We start from the raw sequence: 19,659 nt of genomic DNA on the forward strand, positions 1-19,659 counted from the left end.
GCATGGTTGATCACGCTGTTTCTCCACACCTCGTTCCCGTTGATTTTGATCCATTTGCGGGGCCGGAGCTCATTCGCCTGGCTCCTGCCACCGAACCACAGGTGGAAATCTGGTCGGCCTGTCTGCTCGGTGGTGACGATGCAAATCGGGCCTACAACGAATCGAGCTCGCTGCGGTTTCAGGGTCGTCTCGACCGAAATGCGTTGGAGGAAGCCTTGCGGACATTAATCCGGCGACACGAAGCGCTGCGGCTGGTATTCAGTGCCGACGGGCGCCAGATTCTGGTTTTCCGGGATTTTCCGATTGATCTTTTCTACGAAGATCTTTCGGCAAAACCGGCTTCAGCGCGGGAGCAGTGGATTGGCCATTACCTGAAACAGGAAGTTTTCTATTCGTTCGATCTGCTGCGCGGCCCGCTTCTGAGGGCTAGCCTGATCAAATTAGCAGACAATGAACACCACTTCGTTTTAACGGCTCACCACATTATCTGCGACGGCTGGTCAACCGGTACCATGCTACAGGATTTAGGTAAAATCTATTCCGCCTACGTACTGAACAGCCAGCCTGAGCTTCCCCAATCACCGGCGTTCAGCCAGTACGCTCATGAGCAGTTTGCGTTCGCTAAAAGCCCAGAATACCGTCAGATTGAGAATTTCTGGATCGATCAATATAGAGAGAGTGTTCCGGTATTGAATTTACCGACGGATTTTCCCCGGCCCGTTACACGCTCGTTCAAAAGCAATCGGCAGGATTATACCCTCGATCCCAACCTCGTGGCGGACCTGAAAAAGCTGGGATTACAGGCAGGTTGTAGTTTTGTAACCACTTTGATGGCCACGTTTGAGGTTTTCCTGAGCCGAATTACCGGACAGGAAGACATTGCACTGGGACTGCCCGCAGCCGGGCAAACGCTCCTGGATTATAACCGGTTGATGGGTCATTGCGTCAACCTGCTGCCGCTGCGAAGTGCTCCCAAAGGCGAACTGCAGTTTCTGGAATTCTTAAAACAGCGCCGAAAAGCCGTTCTGGATGCGTTTGATCATCAACAACTGACGTTCGGCAGCTTGTTGAAAAAGCTGAAAATCCCCCGCGATTCGTCCAGGATTCCGATTGTACCGGTGGTGTTCAACATCGACATGGGAATGACGGAAGGTGTGCATTTTCATGATCTTACGTATCAGTTGTTTAATAACCCACGGGCGTTTGAAAGCTTTGAGATTTTTCTGAATGTCAGCGACTCCAACAAAATTCTGACGCTGGAATGGTCGTACAACACGCAGTTGTTCAGAGCCGACACGATCGACCGGATGATGGCTGAATTGGAGTCGTTGATCCGGGCCGTGGTGGCCGATCCTCAGATTCAGCTGGATGCTATCCGGTTTTCAAATCCTTCCCGTTTACTCGAACAACTCAGTCATTGGAATGCTACTCAGGTCGACTACCCGCGCAACACGCCCCTTCATCAACTGATTGCTGGGGCCGCTGCTCAGTTTGCCAGCAAAACCGCCCTGACGTTTGGTCACCAAATGCTAACGTACCAGGCTTTGAATGCCGCCGTAAACCGCCTGGCGCATTACCTCATCGGGCAGGGCATTCGGGTTGGCGATATCATCGGTGTTGCCGTCGACCGGTCGCCGGAAATGCTTATAACTTTGCTGGCGGTTATGAAAGCGGGGGCGGTTTATGTTCCGACCGACCCGGATTATCCGGCCGAGCGGGTCGCTTTTATGCTGGAGGATTCGGCGGCCAAAATGCTCATCGTTTCCAGCAAATACCGAGGCCGGTTTTCCACCACAGCCACCGAACTTTCCATTGAACAGGCGCTGGCCAAATCGGTCACGCTTTCGACGGCGGAGCCGGAGGTGACGGTTTTGGCAACCGATCTGGTTTACATTTTATATACCTCCGGTTCGACCGGCAAGCCCAAGGGTGTCCAGATTACCCACCGCAATCTGGTCAATTTTCTGCTCAGCATGCAAACCGCCCCCGGAATCCAAAGCGGTGACAAATTGCTGGGTGTAACGACGATTTCGTTCGATATCTCGGGCCTGGAATTGTATCTGCCCCTGATCAGCGGGGCCGAACTGGTTCTGACGGATGCCGATTCGAGCAAAGACGGCCGGGTTTTGCTGGACCTCATCCGCTCGGAACGGATTACGATCATGCAGGCCACGCCCTCGACCTGGCGCATGATGCTGTCGGTGGGCTGGAACGATGTGCCACCGTTGAAAATCCTCTGCGGTGGTGAAGCGCTGCCAAAAGATCTGGCGGACCAATTGACCGCAGCCGGAAACGAACTGTGGAATATGTACGGGCCAACCGAAACCACCATCTGGTCGACGCTGAAAAAAATCCGCAACGAAACCGATGAGCAGATATCTATCGGGCGACCGATTGCCAATACGGTGGTCTATATTCTGGATGAAAAACGGAATCTGCTACCGGCGGGCCTTCCGGGCGAAATTTACATCGGTGGCGATGGCGTGGCGCTCGGTTACCTGAACCGCCCCGAACTAACCAAAGAAAAATTCATTAAAAGCCCCTTTGATACCGATCCGGAAGCGGTTTTATACCGGACGGGTGATCTTGGTCTGTTTACTCCCAATGGCGAAATCGTTTGCCTGGGGCGCATCGACCAGCAGGTGAAAATAAGGGGCCACCGTATCGAACTGGGCGAAATCGAACACGCACTTACCCAACTCAACAATGTTCGGGAAGCCGTTGTGGTTGCCCGCGAAGACCGCCCCGGTGACCAGCGTCTGGTCGCTTACGTGGTTCCGGAGCAGGAAAAAATCCGGAGCCGGGGCCCCGACTGGAAGGAAAAATGGAAGGTCATTTACGATCAGGGCGTTCATTATGAAAGCGATATCCATCTCTCGGAGCAAAATCTCGACGTCGCCATCGTTGAATTGATCAGTTCCCGCAAAAATATCCGACCGGAAGTTGCCGAGTGGCTGCAGCAATCCATTCAGCGGATTAAGGAGCTGAAACCGCAGCGTGTACTGGAAATTGGCTGCGGAGCGGGTCAACTGGTTTTCAGAATTGCCCCTGATACGCAATCCTATATCGCAACAGATTACGCCGAAACCGCCCTGAATAAATTAAAACAGAAGCTGGCTCTTCATCCGGAAAAATGGCAACACGTTTCGGTCAGAAATGCCCTGGCCGACGATTTTTCGATGGTTGAAGCGTCGTCGCTCGATCTGGTTTTAATCCACAGCGTTACTCAATATTTACCGGACACTAATTACCTGATCAACGTGCTCCGGGAGGCCGCGAATGCCGTACAGTCCGGCGGTTGCATTTTTATTGGTGATGTCCACGGCAAGGAAACCCTGCGAATGCACCACGCGTACGACCATTTTCTGCGCTCTACGCACGAAACGACCGTCGCTCAATTCTCGGAAATCGTGGATCGCCGGGTGAAACTGGAAGATAATTTTACGGCCGATCCGGCTTTTTTCTACCTGCTCCCCTCGGTTATTCCCGGTATTTCTGCGGTCGACATTCAACTCCGGCGGGGTAGTTACCTGAACGAAGCCACGAAGTATCACTACGATGTCTGGCTGTACGTCGGCACCCCTCCCCAACAGGTTGCTGCCACTAAAAAGATTCAGTGGACGGCGAATTATACGGCGGAACAGTTGGAAAAAGATTTGCTGACCAATCCGCATAAAGTCGTTCAGTTGAGTCAGATCTTCAATAATCGCATCGCCAGGGATTATGCTTTTCTGGCGTCCCTGACCAATTCAGCACCGCTTACCCCACTAAAAGAGCTAAAACCGAAAATTGATGCAGCTCCGTTCGGGGCGGACCCTGAGCTTTTTTTTGAATTAGCCCCCAGATTGGGTTTTCAACCGCACGTCCGCTGGACGAATAACGGATCCTCCGGAACGTTTGAGGTTGTTTTCATTCCCAATTCGATCAAAAACGCCATTCCTGAAAAACCGGACCAGATTCGACTCGACGACCTGGTTATTGAGGCATTTGCCAGCCACGCCTATACGCCCGCGCCGACGGTTACCGCCGAGCAGATTCAGCAATGGAAAAAATCCCTGACGGTGGCCTTACCGCAGTATATGGTACCTGCGGAGTTTGTCATTTTACCGGCCCTCCCCCTCACCCCAAACGGAAAAATTGACCGAAAAGCCTTACCCAAGTCACTGATTACAACCAGCCAGAAACCGGAAAAACCGGAATCGTTATCCGCTGAAGAAGAGCTGATTCTGAACATTTGGCAAAGCCTGCTGGGCATTGAAAACATCAGCGTCACCGACGATTTTTTTGCGCTGGGCGGCCATTCGCTGATTGCCATTCAGGTCATGACGCAGCTCGAAAAAGAAACCGGTAAGCGTCTGCCCCTGGCCACCCTGTTTGAATACCCGACCATTCAGAAACTGGCGGTTTTGCTGCAGAAATCACGAAAAGCAACGATCTGGAAATCCTTGATACCGATTAAGCCAACCGGTAATAAAATGCCGCTTTACGTCATCCACGGTTATGATCTGAACCTGCTTTATTTCAAAAATCTGGTCGTTCATATGGATGAAGAGCAGCCCATTTACGGACTTCAGGCTCTGGGAGTCGACGGGAATGCGCAACCGATGGAAACGCTGGAAGATACCGCGGCTTTCTATATCAGTGAGATTCTGGAACAAAATCCGGCTGGTCCTTACGCCATTGCCGGTTATTCATCCGGTGGTTACATCGCCGTTGAAATGGCCCGGCAGCTCCAGGTAATGGGAAAAGAAGTAAAATTGGTGGGCGTTTTCGATACCAATGCCGACGAATACTCCGCGCACCAGGTAATGGCGGAAAAATCGAATTTCTACAAATTCGGGAAGAAAATTCTTCGGCAGGGCCCCAAGCTGGTCTGGTTTACCAAATCACTTTTCCAAAAACCGGGAGCTACCCTGAACTACCAGAAAGGCTACGTAAAACGTCAGTTAACCAGCCTGTTCGTCGCGCTGGGATTGGCGAAACGACCCAAACCGGAAGGAATTTCGGACGCCATGATGGCGATTATCGATAAGAATGAGGAGGTCTTTCAAAAATACGTTATGGAACCGTACGACGGCGTTATCCATCTCTTCCGGGCGATGGAACGGCCTTACTACATCGACGATTTTAAATTTCTGGGCTGGAGCCGCTTCGCGATGAAGGGCGTTCGGGTGCATGACGTACAGGGAGATCACAAGATGATGCTCTATCCGCCATTTAACGAAGGATTTGCCCGCGTTTTGCAAAATGCGCTGGACAATAGTTAAGCCATCCAAACCGGACTGTTATCTTTGGCCGTATGGGCTCAGCTTTCCTCGTTTACAATACCCTTCCGGCAGTAAAATGGTCTGACGTGCCGGAGTCGTTACCGGTTTCCGATCTGGCCATTTTTCGAATCGAGCTGATCCGGTTTTCTGGTTTTATCAACCCTTTATCTGCGTTATTGATGCCCGACGAGCAAATCCGCGCTCAGCGGTATTTCCACGAAAAAGACCGGCACCGGTTTATTATCACGCGGGGATTGCTGCGCATTCTTTTGGGTAACTACACCGGTCGAAAACCGGCCGACATTCGGTTTGTCCAAAGTGTTCACAAAAAACCGTCGGTTCTGGGAAGCGACTGGCACTATAACGTGTCGCATTCCGGCGGCTGGGCGCTGATCGCCCTGAGCAAAACCGCCGTTGGCATCGATATTGAGAAAATAGACCGTGATTTTCAGTTTCGGGACATTCTCTCCGAAAGTTTTACCCCGCAGGAACGGGTTTTCATCGAACAAAGCCCCGATCCACGCGCCCGGTTTTACCAGCTTTGGACCCGGAAAGAAGCCCTTGTGAAAGCAACCGGTCGGGGCATCGACGAGCACTTTAAACAGATTCCGTCGCAGGAAGGCACTCACACTGTTGATAATCAACAGATTGGAAGTTCAGATCGCTGGATCATCAGTAGTTTTGACGTAACGGAAGAATACGCGGCTGCCGTCGCGTATGAATCACCGGAGAGGGTAGCTGATTTTTATGAACTTCGGTATATGCTCAATGCAGAACCCTGACCACTTTGCAGTTACGATTTTATAGTGGAAAGCAGTAGAAGGAATTGGCCCATCGACAGGATTTTAGTTTTTTGATATTCCTCTAAAACTAATAAATCATTGTCACCTGTAATTAGAAAATCCGCCTGGCAACCTGCGCAAATTCCGAGCAGATAATTGTCGTTCTTGTCTCGAACTAAATCAGGTAAAGTGCCTAAAGTTGTTCTATTTAAAAATTTCAGAATAATGCTTTTAAACCGACTTACCTGTTTGGCAGTAACAATTTTAGCGAATTTGGGTCGGTTTATTACATCATCAAATTCGGCTACCAGTTCCTGCGAATAAAATAGCTGTAAGTCAGTATTTTTCAAGATTTGATAGTAAACCGTTCTGCGCGACTTTCGGCTAATACAGGCTGAAATATACCAGTTTGCGTCAAGAATGACTTTGAGCCTTTTGTTTTTTTTCACTCCGATAAGCATTAATTTCCGCTTGAATTTCTTCCGTTGAGATCTCAACATCAGGCATTTCAGCATCAAGCTCTTCGAAGAGGTCATCAAGTAGCCGGACTTGCAATTTTCTGGCTATTTCGCGTCGATCTTTCGCCGAAAACGTCTCAAACGTCTTAATAAACTCGGTCTGTGTCATGACTTTTGCTTGGTTTTCACCTAACATATAACACTCTAAATTAACATAAAATCTCACGCTTCCTCGGTTTGCAACTGTTTCTCATAGAGTTCGCGGTAGACGCCGTTGGCCGCCAGCAGTTCCTCGTGCGAGCCGTGTTCAACCACCTCGCCCTCGTCGAGAACGATGATCTGGTCGGCCAGCTTGGCCGACGAAACCCGATGGGAAATCACCACGGAGGTGCGGTTTTCCATAATCCGGTGGAGGTTATTCAGAATGATGTTTTCCGTGTTGGTATCGACCGCCGACAGGCAATCGTCCAGAATCAGGATTTTGGGATCGCGGGCAATGGCGCGGGCAATGGAAAGCCGCTGCTTCTGACCACCCGATAAGGTAACGCCCCGCTCCCCGATCCGGGTCTCGAACTTCTCCGGAAATTCAATGATATTCTGGTATAAATCAGCGTCTTTAATGGCCTGTTCCGCCTTTTCCTGCGGCATATCCGGCATCCCGAATTTGACGTTGTTACTGATCGTTTCGGAAAACAGAAACACTTCCTGCGGCACGTACCCCATTTGCCGGCGAATGCTCATTAGGCTGTAATCCTTCAGCGGAATGCCATCGATCAGAATCTGACCTTCGGTTGGGTCGTACATGCGCGTGAGCAGGTTCGCCAGCGTACTTTTTCCCGAGCCCGTTGTGCCCAGAATGGCCACGGTTTCACCGGCTTTGACGTTCAGATTAAAGTTCTTGATGGCGACAATGCCCGAATCCGGGTACACAAACCGGACATTCCGGAATTCAACTTCACCAACAACCTCGCGTTCCAGCGATTTTTCCGAAACAAGATCGGTTTTGACGGCCAGAAACTCGTTAATCCGCTGTTGGGAAGCCGCAGCCCGCTGGGTTTGGCTGGTCGTCCAGCCGAGGGCCATCACCGGCCACGTCAGCATATTGACGTACAAAATAAATTCCATGATGTTCCCCGGCGTCAGCCGCCCGGTCAAAATTTCCTGCCCGCCAACGTAAACAACAAGTACGTTACTAAAACCGACCAGTAACATAATCAGCGGAAAAAACAGCGAATCGACGCGCGTCAGTTGCAGTGATTTTTGCTTGTACGTATCGCTTTCAGCCGTAAAATTGGCCGCCGAATTGTCTTCGCGCACAAAGGCTTTCAGTACCCGAATCCCCGAAAATGCTTCCTGAACAAAGGTAGATAGCCGCGAAAGACTCCGTTGAATTTCTTCTGAACGTTTAATAATAATGGTGTTGACCACGTAAATCGCGACCGAAAGCACTGGTAAAGGCAGGAGAACGTATAGGCTCAGCCGGACGTTGATCGAAACCATGTAGCTGATTACCAGCACAAAGAGCGTAATGAGGTTCAAACCGTACATGATCGACGGACCGATGTACATCCGCACTTTGCTGACGTCCTCCGAAATCCGGGCCATCAGGTCACCGGTGTTGTGCTGGCGGAAAAAACTCAGCGGGAGCGTCTGGTAGTGAACGTAAATTTCGTTTTTCAGGTCGTATTCGATGTGCCGCGACATTACAATCAGCGTTTGCCGGACCAGAAAAAGAAAGAAGCCTTTCAGCAGGGCCATCGCCAGAATCAGCAGACCGTAAAACAGAATACTGAAGGCAAAGACATCGTATAAGTTACTTTGGAGTCGGCTGCCGTTGTAGAGAAAATAAATGTCGAGGGTTTCCTTCACCAGATCGAGCGAATACCGCACCAATTGGGCCGGAATAATCCCGAACAGGTTGGAAATAACGGTAAAAGCGGTTCCCCAGATCAGGTACCATTTGTATTTCAGTAAGTATTTGTTGAGGTGGGAAAGTGCTTTCACAAATCAGGGGACGGCTTTCAATGAAACATATAGGGTTTCTGGGTCGGTAACAGAAAACGGAGCGGAATAGTTTGTTGTCCTGAACTCGGATTCCGCAGATTAAAGGATTGACCAGGATTGCACAGATTAAACAGATTAATAGGATTAAAGGGATAGCCTCCGGACAAAAAGACACAAAGATAATCTTAGTTAATCCTTTAATCCGCGTACAAGACTCTTAATCTTTTAATCTGTGCAATCCGAGTTCAAGACAGTTTCAGACATTTTCCGTACTTTTGTACCCAATTACCAATCTTCGAAATATCGAACCGAGTTCTTTGTTTCTTGCCGGACCAGAATGCTAAACAGACGTTTATTGCGGATTAAAGTGATGCAGGCCTTTTACGCCCTGCGTCAATCCGAATTATCAAATCGGCAGTTAGCTGTCGATACCATTACCGAAACTTTTCAGCGTGACCTCAATTCAATGGAGGAACAGAACCTTCAGCAGTTGGAAGGCTACCGCCGACTGGCAACGGTTTTGTTTGAAGAAGGATTGAAAGCAGGCAAACCGTCGGAAGAAGAGGACGTTCCGCGTAAAGTGCTGATTGCTGCCAACCAGGCGCTGGTCGATTACCGGAACAGCCTTGGCAAAGAACGCCAGCGGGTTTTGCAGGCCTTGATCGACGATGTTCGGACGCTGGATAATTCCTACATCCGGCTGCTGACGTTGCTCCTCGAACTGGCGCACGTTGCCCAGATCGACCGTGAGCGCCAATACGAAGACGTTGACGCCCGTCCGATTGCCAAAGAGTCGGGACTGGACAGTAACCGGATTATCAGAGCTTTGCGCGAACACAAACCGCTGGAAGTCGAACAGATCCGGCGGAAAATCGAGTGGGGTGAAGATTTTCAGATGGTGCGGACCATTTACAACGACATCCTGAAAGAAGACGATACGTACCGCGCGTACTGTGAAACCGCCCAGCACACCGCCGACGAAGACCAGCAATTGGTGCAGCACGTGCTGCGCAGTGTGTTGCTGAAACAGGAACCCGCCAAAAGTTATTTTGAGGAAGCAGACCTGAGCTGGTCCGAAAACGGCGAAATTGTGCGGAGCATGGCCATTAAAACGCTGAAATCCGTCCAGACGGCGGACGGGCTGAAACTGCTGGCATTGACCGAAGATTGGGAAGAAGACCGGTTTTTTCTGGAAACGCTGTATAAAAAAGCCATTGAAAAAGATGACGAATACGAAAGTCTGCTGGCCGATCAACTGACCAACTGGGACGTGGAGCGGGTGGCGCAACTGGATAAAGTCATTCTGAAACTGGCCCTGGCCGAGTTACTGAATTTCCCAAACATTCCGGTTAAAGTAACCATTAACGAATATATCGAACTGGCGAAAGTGTACAGTACGCCAAAAAGTGGCAAATTTGTCAACGGCATTCTGGACAGTTTGTCGGAAAAATTGAAAACCTCGGGCCAGCTTCGCAAAAGCGGCCGGGGCTTGCTGGATAATAAATAAAGTTTAGTCTTTCCGGTTGTTTATGCGTAACTAGGATAAACAACGGACAACCAAGTACGATTATGAACAGAACAAGCCAAATACTGACTGCTTTCATTACGGGTTGTGTAACCGGAGCCGCTTTGGGTTTACTGTATGCGCCCGATAAAGGGGCCGTTACCCGCGACCGTTTGACCTACCGGTTGTCGAAATACCGTGAACAACTCCGCTACCTGCTGGATAATGTTTTAAGAACCGATCAGTTGCCCGCGAGTGTGGCTAAAACCGAAGGACAGCGGGTGGTGAACGATGCCCGCGAGAAAGCCGAAAAACTGCTGGAAGACGTTGACCGTCTGATGGCTCAAATCAAGCAGCAGGGCTCCTAAATTTCATATACAATGGTCAGAAAATGAACGGTTTTCTGACCATTATTCTGTTAAACCACGTGATGAAAAACGTTATTCTTGGTCTGCTGCTCCTGGCTGGTGCGGTGGCCTGCAATCAGAGCCAGAAAGACTCGAAGAAAGAACTGTCGGGAAAAATGCCCAAGATTGTTTTTGCCGATAAAGGCGTCTACGACTTTGGCGATCTTACCGAAGGAGATACCATTGCGCGCCAGTTCAAATTTAAAAACGAAGGGGAATTTCCGCTGATTATCAACAACATTCAGGCTTCCTGCGGATGTACGACCCCCGAATGGCCCAAAACCCCGATTGAACCCGGCCAGGAATCGTCCATCAAAGTGCTGTTCAACAGCCAGGGAAAACGGGGCGTTCAGAACAAAACCGTAACGGTTTACGCCAATACCGATCCGGCCTACACCGAACTCGCTTTTCGGGTCATGGTCAACCCGCGTCCGGATTCAAGCTCGGTCAGCAGTGCTAAATAAACGCGCAAAAAATAGCAAATCGTCCATTTTAAACTTCCCCTTTTCAAGATGAATTTTCAGTCAATTTTACTGCAGTTGCCGGGCGGTTCGTCCAATTCCATGGTTTGGAACATCGTGCTGTGGGTCGGCATTTTTGTTGTGTTCTACTTTTTCATGATTCGGCCGCAACAGAAGAAGCAGAAGGATCAGAAAAACTTCATCGAAAACCTCAAAAAGGGCGACGGCGTGGTTACCATTGGCGGATTGCACGGCAAAGTCTACTCCGTTGAAGGCACCACCATCACGCTGGAAGTTGACAAAGGGCTGAAACTGACGTTTGAAAAAACCGCCATTTCCCGCGAAGCTACAGCTAAACAACCCGCGTAATTAAATTTAATGATGGATTATGGATGATGAACGATGAATGTTTATCGGCGAAAATCATTCATCGTTCATCATCCATGATCCATCATTTATTTCTTCACTTGTGCCTCTGACCACCACCCAATCACGTCCTGTTCAACTGCCGACACTGGTTTTGTGTCTGGTGGCGGCTGCGGTTATCTGGCTGTTGAATGCCCTCAACAAAAACAATTATACGGTTAGTGTACAGTATCCGATCGAGTTTGTTTACAACCAGAAATTGTACGTTCCGACGAGCCCTTTACCCAAAACCATTACCGTCAGCATAACCGGTAACGGCTGGAAGCTCTTTCGGAAGTCGTGGTTGCCGTTTCGGTCGCAGCCCATCCGCTACCCGGTTCCGCATCCGCTGGAAACCAGGTTTATCAATACGACTTCCCTGGCGGCAGCCCTAACCGATCACGCAAAGGATGTGCGGGTTAACTTTATTGCCGGTGACACGCTGGCGCTGAATTTCGACCGACTGGCCGTTCAGGAAGCGCCCATCGTTATCGATAGTGCGGGCATCGACTTGGCGGACCGCATGGTGGTGTCGAGCTTCATCAACGTATCACCCCGAAGTATCCGGTTTGAGGGCCCGGCCCGTTTGTTGCGCGCCATGCCCGACACCATCAAAGTGAAGATTCCGGCCCGACGGCTGGCCCTTAGTTACGACGAAGAACTGCGGCTGCCTATTCCCCGCCATCCGCTCATTCGGGCCAGCGCCGATCAGGTAGCGGTTAGTTTTGAAGTCGCTGAATTACTCCAGCCGCTTCCACTTCCTCCCGCGCCCCAACCTGAAAAACCGGTTAAAACGACGAAAGCGGCCAAACCCAAAAAATCTGTCAAAGGCAAATCTTCCCGTAAAAAATGAGCCTACCTTCGAAAAGGCCCCTGTTAATTGGTGTCACCGGCGGAATTGGTTCCGGAAAAACCACCGTGTGTCGCATTTTTGAAGCCTTTGGAATTCCCGTTTATTACGCCGACGAACGGGCAAAATGGCTGGTCGATCACGACGCTATTCTGAAAGCGGATGTGACCCGGTTGCTGGGTCCCGAAGCGTACGGTCCGACCGGCTATTACGACCGAAGCTGGGTGGCCGCGCAGGTATTCGGGAAACCCGATTTACTGCAGCAGCTCAACGCGTTGATTCACCCGCGCGTGTATGCCGACACCGCCCTTTGGGCGAGCGGTTTTTCGGAAAAACCGTACGTCATCAAGGAAGCGGCTTTGCTGCGGGCGGCCGGTCAGGACGGCAATAATCTCGATAAGCTGATCGTCGTTCAGTCGCCCCTGGAGCTGCGTATTCACCGTATTCACAAACGCGATCCGCACCGGTCGGAAAAAGAAATCAAGAACATCATCAGTCGGCAGATCAGCGACGAGGAACGCATCGAAATGGCAGATTACGTGATTTATAATAACGAAACCCAGTTGCTGATTCCCCAGGTTGTCCGGCTTCATGAAATCTTCAGCCGGGCAGAAGAATAATCCGCCTTTTTTACGTACCTACAGACGAAAGTCCGTATTTCTTTGAAGCTATTGTGTAATTTGCTTTAAAAGATTACACTCAAAATCACGGACGAAAGGCTGCGAGCCCCGGTCCGTGGGTACGGACTATGAAAAAACTTCTATTCGTTGCCGCCTGTGGACTTAGTTTTCTGGCCGGTGCTTTCGTGGCCGACGACGAACCGGCCAAACCGCTGACGTCCGAAATCGTCGATGCGGCTTCCAAAGTTTTTGGGCTGACTTTTACCCCTTCCGAACGAGACTCCATGCTGGGGAACCTGAACAATTACCGCAGTAACTACGACGCCATCCGAAAAATTGAACTGACCAACGACATCGCTCCGGCCCTGTATTTCAATCCGTTACCCACCGGTTTTAAGATGCCTCAGGGCGCGGCTTCGTTCAAAGCCAGCCCGATTGGAAAAACCGCCCTTCCTGCTAATCGGGACGAGCTGGCTTATTATTCCGTTGCGCAACTGGGCGAACTCCTCCGCACCCGCCAGATCACGTCTGAAGAAGTGACCAGATTTTTCCTCAACCGGCTTAAGACCCACAACGACAAGCTGTTCTGCGTCATCACGTTTACCGAAGAAACCGCCCTGCAACAGGCCCGCCGGGCCGATGCCGAAATCAAAGCGGGAAAATACCGGGGACCGCTGCACGGCATCCCATACGGCGCCAAAGATTTATTCGCTAAAAAAGGCTATAAAACAACTTGGGGGTCCGTGCCTTATCAGAACCAGACCCTGGATTACGACGCGACGATCATTCAGCGACTGGAAAAAGCCGGAGCGGTTTTGTGCGCCAAACTGACAATGGGCGAACTGGCGATGGGCGACGTCTGGTTTGGCGGAAAAACCCGGAATCCGTGGGACCCTACGACCGGTTCCAGTGGCTCGTCGGCGGGCTCGGGTTCGAGTGTTTCGGCGGGATTGCTGCCGTTTGCGATTGGCACCGAAACGCTCGGTTCCATTGTCTCGCCCTCAACCGTCAACGGCATCACCGGCCTGCGCCCTACCTACGGACGTGTCAGCCGCTACGGCGCGATGGCCTTGAGCTGGTCCATGGATAAAATTGGCCCCATGTGCCGGTCAGTCGAAGATTGCGCGCTGGTTTTCAATGCGATCTACGGCCCTGATGGGCTTGATCCGACGGTTTTTGCGGCTCCGTTTCGGTATGCGCCACTCGCTTCCCTGAAAGGCGTAAAGATCGGTTATTTAAAAAAAGCCTTTGACGAAGACCATCCCACGAAGGCCAGTGACGACGCAACACTGGAAACGCTTCGAAAGCTCGGCGCCGAACTCATCCCGTTCGAATTGCCAAACATTCCGGTCGGTCGGATGAACATGATTCTGAGCGCCGAAGCGGCCGCAGCGTTCGACGAACTGACGCGTTCGGGCAAGGACGATCAACTCGTGCGGCAGGTGCGTGGTGCCTGGCCGAACTCGTTCCGCTCGGCCCGGTTTATTCCGGCGGTCGAATACATTCAGGCCAACCGCGTTCGCACCAAACTCATCAACGAAATGGCGCGAACCATGAAGGGTTTCGACGTTTACATCACGCCCACCTTCGGCAATTCCAATCTAGCGCTGACTAACCTGACCGGCCATCCCTGCGTGGCATTGCCAAACGGTTTTACCTCCAAAGGATTGCCCACGAGCATCACGTTTATGGGTCAATTATTCGACGAAGGCCGGTTGCTGGCGGTTGCCAAGGCGTATCAGGATGCGACGGTTTTCCACAAAAAACACCCGGTTCTTTGATCGTTAATCGGTTTTACTCACCTTTGGATTTGCCCAATTCCGCAAACGGAATGACACCCGCACGTTGCGCCCAGGCATCGTACAGAGCCGCCAGTTGTTTGACGCGTTCCGGTTCTTTGGCGCTTACATCCTGCAATTCGCTGCGGTCGGTTTTCAGATTGTAAAGTTCCCAGCGGTTTTCCGGGAATTCCGAAACAAGTTTCCAGTCGCCCTGCCGAACGGCGCGGTGTCCTTCGTGCTCAAAAAAGAGCGCATCGTGTCCCTTCCAGGTAGTTCCGCGAAACAACGGCACCAGACTGACACCTTCCGTAGGGGTAACAGCGTTGCCTTTGTAGGTTTTGGGGTACGTGCCGCCCGCCAGATCGAGGCAGGTGGCCATGATGTCGATGATGTGGCCCGGCCGTTGGTCAATTCGACCCGGTTTTACGATCGAAGGACCGAAAGCAATGAAAGGCGTGGCCGTTCCGCCCTCGTATTCCCAATGTTTGTACTGCCGAAAAGGGGTGTTGCTCAGGTTGGCACCGCGCATTCCGTAGGCGGTAAACGACGAGGGATCGCTGGACGGTTTTTTACTGCTTTCGTAAATAGCCGGCAAAAAATTAGTGGGTTTGATATCTTCGTGGCTGGCCCCGTTGTCCGACAAAAACAGAATCACCGTATTATGATCCTGCCCGGTTTCCTTTAGTTTCTGCTGGATGCGGCCAATATTCTGGTCCATCCGATCGATCATGGCCGCATAAACCGCCATGTTATCTTCCCAGCTCTTTTTTTCTTCCGCACTCAGCGTTTCCCAGGACGGAATCTTTGGGTCGCGGGGAGAAAGCTTCGTGTTTTTCGTCAGGATGCCCGATTCCTGCATCCGGCGGTACCGCTCTTCGCGGAGTTTGTCCCAGCCTTTGGCGTAAGTTCCCCGGTATTTGGCAATGTCTTCCGGCAGGGCGTGCAACGGCCAGTGGGGCGACGTAAAAGCCACGTACAGAAAAAAAGGCTGGTCTTTGGGATGCTGCTCGACGAACTCCACGGCATGATCGGCAAAGGCGTTGGTCATATAATACCCCTTTTCCGGCTTGTATTCCTGATCATCCAGCGCAATGGTGAGCTTCTGATTCGGGCGGTAGGGTTCGTTGCCGAAATAACTGCTGGCTCCGTCGATCAGGCCAAAATACCGGTCGAAACCGCGCTTAATGGGCCAGTATTCCGGTTTGGTTCCGACGTGCCATTTGCCCGCCATGTAAGTTTTATAACCGCTTTGTTTCAGCGCTTCCGCAATGGTGACGCAGTTCTGGTTCAGATACCCCTGATAAGCCGGTTGTTTCCGGCAGTTCACCATGTCGCCCACCCCGGCCTGGTGCTGAAACAAACCGGTCAGCAACGACGCCCGCGTGGGGCAACATCGCGACGCGTTGTAAAACTGCGCCATCCGCAGCCCATTTTTCGCCATCTCATCCAAATGGGGCGTTTTAATTTCCGAGCCAAAGCTGCCAATGTCAGAATATCCCATATCATCGGCCAGAATCACGATGATGTTCGGTTTTTTGGCCGGGAGTTGCAGCGCCGGAGAAACAAAGAGCGATAAGACCAGAAAGGCCGTTAAGAGTTTGAGTATCATAAGGAGTTAATCGGTTTTGAAGTGATGGTTTAAGGTTGCCTAAAATAAAATCGCCCTACCCGGAAATTGCCCCCAACCCCCTAAAGGGGGCTTAAATATCCGGATTTGAGAGCCCCTTTTAGGGGGTTGGGGGCAACGCGAAAGAGGGGAAATTCTAAAATTTAGACACCCTCTTCAACCTTAACCTATTTTTCTGATTTGTTAAACACGCCCGTATTGCCTTTCGCCCAAACCGGTTCGAGTTGCCTGACAACCTCCGGATGGGCCTCGGCGACGTTGCGGTTTTCATGCGGGTCGGTTTGGTGATCGTAGAGTTCCACGGTCGGTTGCTGCGCCCGGAAATACCGGGTGTAGCGGTATTGATCGGTCCGAACCGTGATGCCCTGTTTGAAATAGCTATAGGCCACGTTGTTCCAGTATGCCGGTTTTCCTTTTTTCAGGAGAGGGCCGAAACTTTTGCCGTCGGTCGGAGCCGGTGATTGGACGCCACAGAGTTCCATCAGCGTCGGGTAAATGTCAATGGAGCTGATAATCTCGTTGCGAACCAACCCGGTTTTCTGTTCGGGTGTCTTGACAATCAGCACACTGCGGACCGACTGATCAAAAATGGTGTGTTTGCCCCAGACGCGGTAATCGCCCAGGTGCCAGCCGTGATCGCTCCACAGCACCACAATCGTGTTCTGATCCAGTCCCAATTGCTTCAGCGCATCCAGCACTTTGCCCACCTGCGCGTCGGTGTAACTCACGCCCGCGTAATAGGCATGGCGCAGTTTCCGGGCGTAGGCATCCGAAACCGGTTTTTCCAGTGACGCCTGTTCGTCGCCCAGCGCGTACTGGTTAAACTCGGAACTCTCGTGCAAACTCGCCGGGTTGACGTGTTCGGGAATCGTCGGGGACGGCGTCAGTGGAATCTTCGCTTCGTCGTACAGATCCCAGTATTTTTTGGGTGCCGTGAAGGGAAGGTGCGGTTTAAAAAAACCGACGCCCAGAAAAAACGGCTGGTTTTTCGTCGCCAACTCCTTCAATTTCCCCACCGCCAGATTGGCCGTCAACCCATCCGGATACCCGTCATCGCCTACCTCGGCCTCCTCATACGGTTTTACTTTCGACTTCTTTCCCTGCCGGTTGGAGCCATCGGCGTACCCGAAAAAAGCGTTCCAGCCTGTCACCCATTTCCCCGGATCGAACAGCACTTCATCCCAACTGTGCGGCAGTTCCAGCTTGTCGCTTTTCGGGTCGTTGTAGCCATACACGTAACCATCGGGCGAATGACTGATTTTGCCCATGCCCACGGTGTAATAGCCATTCCGGCGCAGGTTATCGATGAAAGTTTCCGGCACCTCGGTTCGCGGTTTTCCGGCCACCTGCTTTTCGAGCGCTTCGTTCGTAACATCCACCGGATTACGCGGCAGCCGACCGGTCAGCAGGCTATACCGTGACGCCCCGCAGGTCGGCTGCGTCACGTACTGACGCATAAACAGCACCGATTGCTTCGCCAGCCGGTCAATGTTGGGTGAATGAATCACCGGATTCCCGTAACAATTCAGATCGGGACGCAGGTCATCGATGCAAATAAAAAGCACGTTCGGATGCCGGGGCGGTTTTTGTTCGGGCTGGGCCCATGCCAGCATCCCCACCAAACCGACCGCCATTGAACAAAACAAAATCCATTTCATTCACTATCAGAGTTATACACACCAAATAATTACCCACATATTTAATAGCGTATGGTTTTAACCGTGGGGCACGAAGCGCCAAACAATCACCCCGTGAAACCGTTGAAACGGTTTCATTTATTGGTGTTCAATTTTCAGAACCCCCGGTTAAAACCGGGGGCTGTTGATGCCAAAACATATTCAATCACTTCAATACCCCGGATTCTGGGTGAACTCGCCCGGATTGGTCACCCGGTCGATCTGGGTTTGGGGGATCGGCCGCACCAGATGCGTTTCCTTGATGTTGGGGGCCGCATCCAGGTTATATTTTTTGACCCGCGCCAGTAACTGCCCGGTGCGTTTCAGGTCATACCAGCGGTGCATTTCGCCCGCCAGTTCACGGGCTCGTTCGTCCAGAATAAAATCGAGGTTGATGTCATTGGCCGTCACCTGCATGTCCTTTTCTTTTCCAGTCACAGCCGCCCGGGTTCGCACCACGTTGAAATAAGCCGCAGCTTCGGCGGTTTTGTTCTGACGCCAGGCCGCTTCGCCCGCAATCAGGTACATCTCGGCCAGCCGGACCACGATAAAATCCCGGCGACCATCGGTGGCATTCACGCTCGTCCGCAGCGGATCGATGTATTTTTTAAGCACCGGAAACCGCCGACGCTGCCCCCCGCCGATTTCGTTGTTCGTAATGGTCGAGGCACCCACCCAGGTATCCTTGAAATCGATGTACCAGTACGGGGCCTGATTCTGAACCGCGTCGGGCACGGAGTAGGGAACAATTTTGATGGCCGTATCGCCCGGCATGACGGTTTTTCCGTTGATCGTCCCCTTGTTATTGGCAAACCAGACGGTTTTAAACGACCCGTCCCAGCGGCTGTCTTTGGTCGGATCAAACAGTTTGATGAGGTAATTCGTCGGCATAAACCGCTGATAGGCCCGCCCGTTGGGCAAATCCCGGATGATGGTCGGGTTCTGGGTGTAGTCGAAAACAAAGAACAGGTGACTTTGATTGCCCTCGCCGTTGGTCAGCGGATCGGCGGTGTACTGCACCGACCAGACGACTTCGGAATTCAATTCATTGTTGATATCCCAGAGATTGGCATACGGCTTAACCAGCTGGAAATCATAGCTTTTCGTCACCAGATTAGCCAACCGTTCGGCTTCGGCCCAGTTGCCTAATGTGAGTTGCACCCGCGCCAGCAGCGCTTCCGCAGCCGGTTTCGTGATCCGTCCGTAGGCTGTCGCTTTGGCCGGAAGCTGCGCAATCGCGTATTGCAGATCGGGAACAATGCCTTTTTCGTAAATCGTTGCAACGGGCGTTCTGTTGGCCGTGGTGACCACACCGATGGTTTCTTCCAGCGAAAAATGCACGTCGCCAAACTGCTGAACCAGGTGAAAATAGTACAGGGCCCGCAGAAAACGGGCTTCGGCCACAATCCGGTTTCGGTTTGCGTCGGTCAGTCCGGCCACACCCGGTGCCCGGTTGATCACGGCATTGGCCTGGTTAATGCCCACGTAGAAATTATCCCAGATCACCGTCACAAACGCATTGGAACCTAGAAAGTTAGCCGAATAATTATTGATATCGGGGTAATTGGTCACCCCACCAAAACCGTTGGTGAAATCATCCGTTCCGGGAACCGTCAGGAAAAAGGCTTCTTCCCGGCCGTAAAACCGGCGCAGGGACGTATAAACCGCCTTCAGGCCATCTTCCAGCCCTTTTGGCGTCGAGTAATAACTGTCGGCGGTGGCCAGACCCACAGGTGTTTCTTCCAGGATGTTCTGGCAACCGGAAAAACCCGTAAACAGAATCAGTAAACTAACTAGAATGTTGAATTTTTTCATGG

General features: G+C 51.6%; 15 protein-coding genes. 9 read left to right on the forward strand and 6 right to left on the reverse strand.

The genetic code is table 11. From position 1 onward, the window contains the following. Window positions 1–2: 2 nt before the first annotated feature. Window positions 3–5,267 carry a non-ribosomal peptide synthetase gene (locus GJJ30_RS30100; RefSeq protein ID WP_154178947.1) on the forward strand — a complete coding sequence of 1,755 codons (5,265 nt, stop codon included), beginning with the start codon at window positions 3–5 and terminating at the stop codon, window positions 5,265–5,267. Between the two features lie 32 nt (window positions 5,268–5,299). Continuing rightward, window positions 5,300–6,049, forward strand: a complete 750-nt coding sequence (locus GJJ30_RS30105) for a 4'-phosphopantetheinyl transferase family protein (RefSeq protein WP_154178948.1) — start codon at window positions 5,300–5,302, stop codon at window positions 6,047–6,049. Window positions 6,050–6,060: 11 nt separating this feature from the next. Here GJJ30_RS30105 and GJJ30_RS30110 read toward each other — a convergent pair whose 3' ends face one another. From GJJ30_RS30110 to GJJ30_RS30115, 3 genes are read right to left on the reverse strand one after another with little or no spacing between them, the layout of a single operon-like run. Then, window positions 6,061–6,498, reverse strand: coding sequence for a putative toxin-antitoxin system toxin component, PIN family (locus GJJ30_RS30110; protein ID WP_170299306.1), 438 nt, complete (start codon window positions 6,496–6,498; stop codon window positions 6,061–6,063). Continuing rightward, a complete protein-coding gene (locus GJJ30_RS32120) occupies window positions 6,464–6,676 on the reverse strand; it encodes a hypothetical protein (RefSeq protein ID WP_170299307.1) in 213 nt (70 codons plus the stop codon). Before GJJ30_RS32120 ends, GJJ30_RS30110 begins: the two co-directional genes overlap by 35 nt. Window positions 6,677–6,729: 53 nt before the next feature. After that, on the reverse strand, window positions 6,730–8,511 hold the full coding sequence (locus GJJ30_RS30115; protein WP_310588432.1) for an ABC transporter ATP-binding protein: 1,782 nt from the start codon (window positions 8,509–8,511) through the stop codon (window positions 6,730–6,732). A gap of 337 nt (window positions 8,512–8,848) precedes the next feature. Between GJJ30_RS30115 and nusB the strand changes: the two genes are divergently transcribed. From nusB to GJJ30_RS30150, 7 genes are all read left to right on the forward strand, one after another. After that, complete coding sequence (gene nusB, locus GJJ30_RS30120) at window positions 8,849–10,018, forward strand: transcription antitermination factor NusB (RefSeq protein WP_229313562.1); 1,170 nt, start codon at window positions 8,849–8,851, stop codon at window positions 10,016–10,018. A gap of 62 nt (window positions 10,019–10,080) precedes the next feature. Beyond that, the gene (locus GJJ30_RS30125; RefSeq protein WP_154178950.1) at window positions 10,081–10,383 is read left to right on the forward strand and encodes a YtxH domain-containing protein; all 303 of its coding nucleotides are present in this window, start codon (window positions 10,081–10,083) and stop codon (window positions 10,381–10,383) included. Window positions 10,384–10,445: 62 nt separating this feature from the next. Then, a complete protein-coding gene (locus tag GJJ30_RS30130) occupies window positions 10,446–10,886 on the forward strand; it encodes a DUF1573 domain-containing protein (RefSeq protein WP_154178951.1) in 441 nt (146 codons plus the stop codon). Window positions 10,887–10,934: 48 nt separating this feature from the next. Beyond that, complete coding sequence (gene yajC / locus GJJ30_RS30135) at window positions 10,935–11,252, forward strand: preprotein translocase subunit YajC (protein WP_170299308.1); 318 nt, start codon at window positions 10,935–10,937, stop codon at window positions 11,250–11,252. Between the two features lie 100 nt (window positions 11,253–11,352). After that, window positions 11,353–12,141 (forward strand): YbbR-like domain-containing protein, encoded by a 789-nt coding sequence (locus tag GJJ30_RS30140; RefSeq protein ID WP_310588433.1) that lies wholly within the window; start codon window positions 11,353–11,355, stop codon window positions 12,139–12,141. Then, on the forward strand, window positions 12,138–12,758 hold the full coding sequence (gene coaE / locus GJJ30_RS30145; protein WP_154178952.1) for a dephospho-CoA kinase: 621 nt from the start codon (window positions 12,138–12,140) through the stop codon (window positions 12,756–12,758). The genes GJJ30_RS30140 and coaE overlap by 4 nt, the downstream gene beginning before the upstream one ends. Window positions 12,759–12,886: 128 nt before the next feature. Continuing rightward, complete coding sequence (locus GJJ30_RS30150; protein ID WP_154178953.1) at window positions 12,887–14,539, forward strand: amidase; 1,653 nt, start codon at window positions 12,887–12,889, stop codon at window positions 14,537–14,539. Between the two features lie 13 nt (window positions 14,540–14,552). On the opposite strand, the gene GJJ30_RS30155 is transcribed toward GJJ30_RS30150, so the two are convergent. The 3 genes from GJJ30_RS30155 to GJJ30_RS30165 all read right to left on the reverse strand — a co-directional run bounded on the left by GJJ30_RS30155 (window position 14,553) and on the right by GJJ30_RS30165 (window position 19,657). Beyond that, window positions 14,553–16,148, reverse strand: coding sequence for an arylsulfatase (locus GJJ30_RS30155; RefSeq protein ID WP_154178954.1), 1,596 nt, complete (start codon window positions 16,146–16,148; stop codon window positions 14,553–14,555). Between the two features lie 185 nt (window positions 16,149–16,333). Further along, window positions 16,334–17,824, reverse strand: a complete 1,491-nt coding sequence (locus GJJ30_RS30160; protein ID WP_154178955.1) for a sulfatase — start codon at window positions 17,822–17,824, stop codon at window positions 16,334–16,336. A 189-nt stretch (window positions 17,825–18,013) separates the two neighbouring features. Continuing rightward, window positions 18,014–19,657, reverse strand: coding sequence for a RagB/SusD family nutrient uptake outer membrane protein (locus GJJ30_RS30165; protein ID WP_154178956.1), 1,644 nt, complete (start codon window positions 19,655–19,657; stop codon window positions 18,014–18,016). Window positions 19,658–19,659 lie beyond the last annotated feature (2 nt).

The organism is Larkinella terrae (genome assembly GCF_009668025.1).
GTDB classification, from domain to species: domain Bacteria; phylum Bacteroidota; class Bacteroidia; order Cytophagales; family Spirosomataceae; genus Larkinella; species Larkinella terrae.